Annotated in this window: 5 protein-coding genes; 2 read left to right on the forward strand and 3 right to left on the reverse strand. The window is 70.8% G+C overall.

The annotated features are described in order from the left end of the window. Positions 1-145 precede the first annotated feature (145 nt). The gene (locus tag B4E30_RS14495; protein ID WP_286795819.1) at positions 146-1351 is read right to left on the reverse strand and encodes a sensor histidine kinase; all 1206 of its coding nucleotides are present in this window, start codon (positions 1349-1351) and stop codon (positions 146-148) included. Positions 1352-1509: 158 nt separating this feature from the next. Between B4E30_RS14495 and phoU the strand changes: the two genes are divergently transcribed. Next, on the forward strand, positions 1510-2193 hold the full coding sequence (phoU, locus tag B4E30_RS14500) for a phosphate signaling complex protein PhoU (protein WP_286795820.1): 684 nt from the start codon (positions 1510-1512) through the stop codon (positions 2191-2193). Positions 2194-2257: 64 nt separating this feature from the next. On the opposite strand, the gene B4E30_RS14505 is transcribed toward phoU, so the two are convergent. Then, a complete protein-coding gene (locus tag B4E30_RS14505) occupies positions 2258-3007 on the reverse strand; it encodes a phosphoglyceromutase (RefSeq protein ID WP_286795821.1) in 750 nt (249 codons plus the stop codon). 33 nt (positions 3008-3040) lie between these two features. On the opposite strand from B4E30_RS14505, the gene B4E30_RS14510 reads away from it, so the two are divergent. Further along, positions 3041-3883 (forward strand): class I SAM-dependent methyltransferase, encoded by an 843-nt coding sequence (locus B4E30_RS14510; RefSeq protein WP_286795823.1) that lies wholly within the window; start codon positions 3041-3043, stop codon positions 3881-3883. Positions 3884-3892: 9 nt separating this feature from the next. On the opposite strand, the gene B4E30_RS14515 is transcribed toward B4E30_RS14510, so the two are convergent. Continuing rightward, entirely contained in the window at positions 3893-5065 is a 1173-nt protein-coding gene (locus B4E30_RS14515) for an FUSC family protein (RefSeq protein ID WP_286795827.1), read from the reverse strand. Positions 5066-5084 lie beyond the last annotated feature (19 nt).

Raw genomic sequence — 5084 nt, forward strand, 5'->3', positions numbered from 1 at the left:
AGGATGATGTCCGCGCCCCGCTCACGGAACGCCGTCAGCGCGAGCGCGCCGTCTTCGGCGGTCTCGACCTCGTATCCCTCGCGCCGCAGCAGGTAGGCGAGCGGGTCGGCGAGGTCGGGCTCGTCTTCGACGATGAGAACGCGGGTCATCGGATTTCTCCGTTCAAGGGAGCCTTCATCTTGTCCTTCTTCTTTTTCTTCTTGCGCTTGCCCATCCCGGCATCGAGCGGCGCGTCGACCAGCGGCAGGCGGATGGTGAAGGTCGAGCCCCGTCCGGGGCGCGACCACAGCCGCACCTCTCCGCCGTGCCGCTGGACCGCATGCTTGACGATCGACAGGCCGAGACCGGTCCCGCCCGTGCGGCGCGAGCGCGCCTGGTCGGTGCGGTAGAAGCGCTCGAAGATGCGCTGCTGATCGGCCTCTGGGATGCCGATGCCACGATCGGTGACGGCGACCTCCACGACGTCGTCGACGCGTTTGACCCCGACCCCGACCTTGCTCCCGTGCGGCGAGTAGGCGACGGCGTTGACGATCAGGTTGCTGAGGGCCTCGGAGAGCACTTGCGCATCGCCACGCACGAACAGCTCGCGGTCGCCGCCTCGCACGATCTCGACCCCCGATGCCGCCGCCTGGATCATGCTGGACTCGATCGCCGAGGTGAGCACTTCGTCGACGGCGACATCGCGCATCTCGCTGAGCTCATCGCTGGCCTGCAGGCGGGACAGATTCATGATGCGTGAGGTGAGCGACGCCAGGCGCTGGGCCTCCGCGGTGAGCCGGGACGCGAACACCCGCACCTGCTCCGGGTCGTCGGCCGCCGACTCGATGGCCTCGGCGAGCAGACTCACCGCGCCCACCGGCGTCTTCAGCTCGTGGCTCGTGTTCGCCACGAAGTCGCGGCGCATCTGCTCCACCCGCTCGCGCTCGGTGATGTCGCGCAGGACGATGAGGGTGAGGCGCGGTGACACCCGCGTGGCTCGCACGGTCACGAGGCGCGACTCGGCCGGCGGGGCGCCGCGCATCAGCCGGAGCGTCTCGGCGGTGACGCTCGCGGCATCGCGCGCCTTCCTCGCCACGCGTCGCAGGTCGTCGCTGCCGAGCGCCGCGGCCTCGACGATGCCGTACGGCGCCGCGGCCGAAGACGCGGCGAGCACGGTCGACGAGGCGTCGACGATCGCGGCGGGATCCTCCATGCCGTGCAGCACTTCGCGGATCCCGTCCGGAACCGCGCGGGAGGAGTGGGCCTGAGCCCGGTCACGCGCACGGAGAGAGAGGAAGATGACGACGGCGATGCCTGCGCCGATGAGGGAGCCGACCAGGAGCGCGAGCAGCGCGGCAGCCGTCGTGGTCATTGGACCAGCGTAAACGGATCGCGAACGGCGGCTTCGCGCAAGTCCCGGTGCCCGGTCGGCGGGATCAGTACTATTCACCCCGGGGGAACCGTTCGTTAACCTTCCCTGACGAGAATCGCCGGGGCCGCACCCCGCACGACCGAAGGAAAGGTGCCGCAATGCGCGAAGTCTTCCACCAGACCCTCGAAGACGTGCAGTCACGTCTCGTCGAGATCTCCGAACTCGTGACGATCGCGATGGAGAAGGCCTCCACCGCGTTCGAGAAGAGCGACGTCTCGCTCGCCGAGGAGGTCATCGAGGCCGACATCATCATCGATGAGAAGGCGGTGGCGCTCGACGAGCTGGCCATCGAGATCCTCGCCCGTCAGCAGCCGGTAGCCCGCGATCTGCGCATCGTCGTCAGCGCGCTGCGCATGAGCGCATCGCTCGAGCGCATGGGCGACATCGCCGAGCACGTCGCCCAGCTCGTGCGCATGCGCTTCCCGGAGCGTGTCGTTCCCCACGGGCTGAAGTCCACCTTCACCAAGATGGGCGAGCTCGACGTGGCCGCCGCGCGGACCCTCACCGACCTGCTGCGCACCGAGGACCTCCGGCTGGCCGAGCAGATCCGGGAGATCGACGACAAGATCGACGAGCTGCACGTCAGCGTCTTCGAGAAGGTGCTGTCGGAGTCATGGGACCACGAGGCGTCGGCGACCGTCGACGCGACGCTCGCGAGCCGCTTCCACGAGCGCTTCGGCGACCACGCCGTCTCGGTGGCGAAGAAGGTGCTCTACCTCGCCACGGGCGACTGGGCCAGCCACGACCAGGAGATCGACACCACGATCGTCACGTCCGACTGACCTGACACAGACGAAGGGCGGGGCCCGCATCGCGGAGCCCGCCCTTCGTTCGTGCGTCGGGAGGTCAGCCCTTGCCCTGCGAGGCGACCGCGGCGGCGCCGGCGGCGGCGGCCTCCGGGTCGAGGTACTCGCCCGGGCCGAGAGGGGTCAGGGAGTCGTCGAGGCGGTAGACGAGCGGGATGCCGGTCGGGATGTTCAGCGCGGCGATGTCGTCGTCGCTGATGCCCTCGAGGTGCTTGACGAGGCCGCGCAGCGAGTTGCCGTGGGCCGTGACCAGCACCGTCTTGCCCGCCTGGAGGTCGGGAACGATGTCGCTGTGCCAGTACGGCAGCATGCGATCGATGACGAGCTTGAGCGACTCGGTCTCGGGCACGTCGCCGTCGATGCCGGCGTAGCGCGGGTCGCCCACCTGGCTGTACTCGGCGTCTGCCGGAAGCGGCGGCGGCGGAACATCGAAGGACCGACGCCACAGCATGAACTGCTCCTCGCCGAACTCCTCGAGGGTCTGCGCCTTGTCCTTGCCCTGCAGGGCGCCGTAGTGCCTCTCGTTGAGGCGCCACGTGCGCTTGACCGGGATCCAGAGCCGGTCGGCGGCGTCGAGGGCGATGTTGGCGGTCTGGATGGCGCGGCTCAGCAGCGACGTGTGCAGCACGTCGGGGAGCATCCCCGATTCGGCGAGCAGCGAGCCGCCGCGGGCGGCTTCGGACTTCCCCTGCTCGGTGAGGCGGACATCGACCCACCCGGTGAACTGGTTGGTCTTGTTCCATTCGCTCTGGCCATGGCGGAGGAGGATCAGCGTGTACGGCTCGCTCATACCCGCAATCCTACTGACTGCGAGGATGGTCTCGTGGCCTCGTCTCCTCCTCCCTCGCGCGGCGCGGTCGTGGGGCGCGCGACGCGCGGCACGACCGGGACGAACCGGCTCCGTCGCGTCGACCGCTGGCTGGCCCGCCACCCGGCTCTGCGGCGCACCGACGATGCGCTCGTGGTCGACCTGGGTTTCGGCGCGAGCGCAGTCACCTCGCTCGAACTGCACGCGCGTCTGGCGCGTGCACGGCGCGACGTCGAGGTCCACGGCCTCGAGATCGATCCGGAACGCGTGGCGCGCGCCGCCGCGCAGCTCGAGCGGGTGCGCGCCGGCGAGACGACGTTCACGACGACGGCGGCCGTGTCGTTCGCGCGAGGCGGCTTCGAGATCCCCACTCCCGGCGGTCGCCGACCGGTCGCCATCCGAGCCTTCAACGTGCTGCGGCAGTACGACGAACCCGACGTCGCCGACGCGTGGGCTCGCATGGCCGCGCGCCTGCAGCCGGGAGGCGTGCTCGTGGAGGGAACGTGCGATGAGATCGGCCGCGTCGCGACGTGGATCGCCGTCGGCGCGGACGGGCGTCCGGCGACGCTCACCCTCTCGCTGCGCCTGACCGACCTCGACTCCCCCGCCGTCGCCGCCGAGCGACTGCCCAAGGCGCTCATCCACCGCAATGTGCCCGGCGAGCCGGTGCACGCGTTCCTGCGCGACCTCGCGGCATCGTGGGAGCGCTCGGCCGCGCTGGGAGCCTTCGGTCCGGTGGACCGGTGGCGCCGGACGCTCGAGGTCACGGCGGCATCCGGATGGCCGCTGCGGGAACGATCGAGGTGGCGCCTGGGAGAGGTCACCATCCCGTGGGAGGCGGTCGCACCGCAGCCGTGACCCCGAGGATCACAGACGCGGCAGGCACTCCCGCGCCTCGTCAGGTGTCATGCCGGTGGCCGTGAGCAGGTCGGTCACGAGCGGGCGCATCGCGACGATGAGGTTCTGCTCCCCCAGGTCCGCGTCGGGAAGGATCATGCGCGGGTCCAGCCGGGAGGCCACCGCCCTCCCGGCCTCGCGCGCGGCCGGTGCGAGCGCGATGTCGTCGAGCGAGTCCTCGACCAGCGCCATCACGCGCGCGATCTCGGCCAGCGTCTCGGCGACGACGACCCGTGGGCGACGGTCGTCGGTCTGATACACCGCCCGCCGCGCGACCACCCGCAGATTGCGCGTGGCGAGATCCATCGCCTGCCGCACGCGGTCGTGCCGCAGCAGCTCGCCGCGGGCACGGCGCAGGAACGGCGAGATGCGCGCGATCGACAAACCGGAATCGAGCGAATCGGCCCAGCGGTCGACGTGCTTCTGCAGCGCCCGCGCCCGCTGCAGACCGCGCTCCGCGCGCAGCCTGTCGCCGCGTCGCAGCGACTGCACGAGGGTGTCCATCGTCTTCTGCACCGCGAGGAACAGGGCCGCCGCATCCCGCCGTTCCGCCTTGTGCGGGTTCCGCGGGATCAGGGCGGTCACCGCGAGGGCGGCGATCCCGCCGACGACGCCGTCCACGAGTCTCAGGAAGGGCGTCTCCGCCGGAACGACGATGACGATGATGGCCTGGATCGCCGCCGCGATGGTGAACCCGGCGTGGGCCGACAGCAGGCGCGCGACGGTCATCGTGACGGCCAGCGCGATCGCCAGCTGCCACCAGCCCGACCCCGCGACCATCGCGATCACTTCGGCGACGAGGATGCCCACGAGCATGCCGAGCACGGTCTGCAGCACGCGTCGTGGCCGCGCGTCGCGCACGAGGCCGAGGCTGGAGACGGTGACCGTCGCCGCGATGAGCGGTGCCGGATGCCCAAGGAGGTAGTGAGCGAAGGAGTATGCCGCCGTCGCGGCGACCACGATCTGCACGATGGCGTTCGCCGAGTCGCGCAACCGCCTCAGCCGCGGTCGGGGATCGAGCTGGGCGCGCCATCCGACCGGGATCGCCTCGGTCAGCGGCGGCGGCGCGTCGCTCATCTCACCCGGCCGCGGTGCGTCGCCCGAGCCGCGGCATGCGCGGGACCGCGGCGGTGCGCCCGGCATCGGGCGGAACGATCGTCTC

Source organism: Microbacterium sp. UBA3394 (assembly GCF_002358725.1).
In the GTDB taxonomy this organism is placed as follows: domain Bacteria; phylum Actinomycetota; class Actinomycetes; order Actinomycetales; family Microbacteriaceae; genus Microbacterium; species Microbacterium luteum.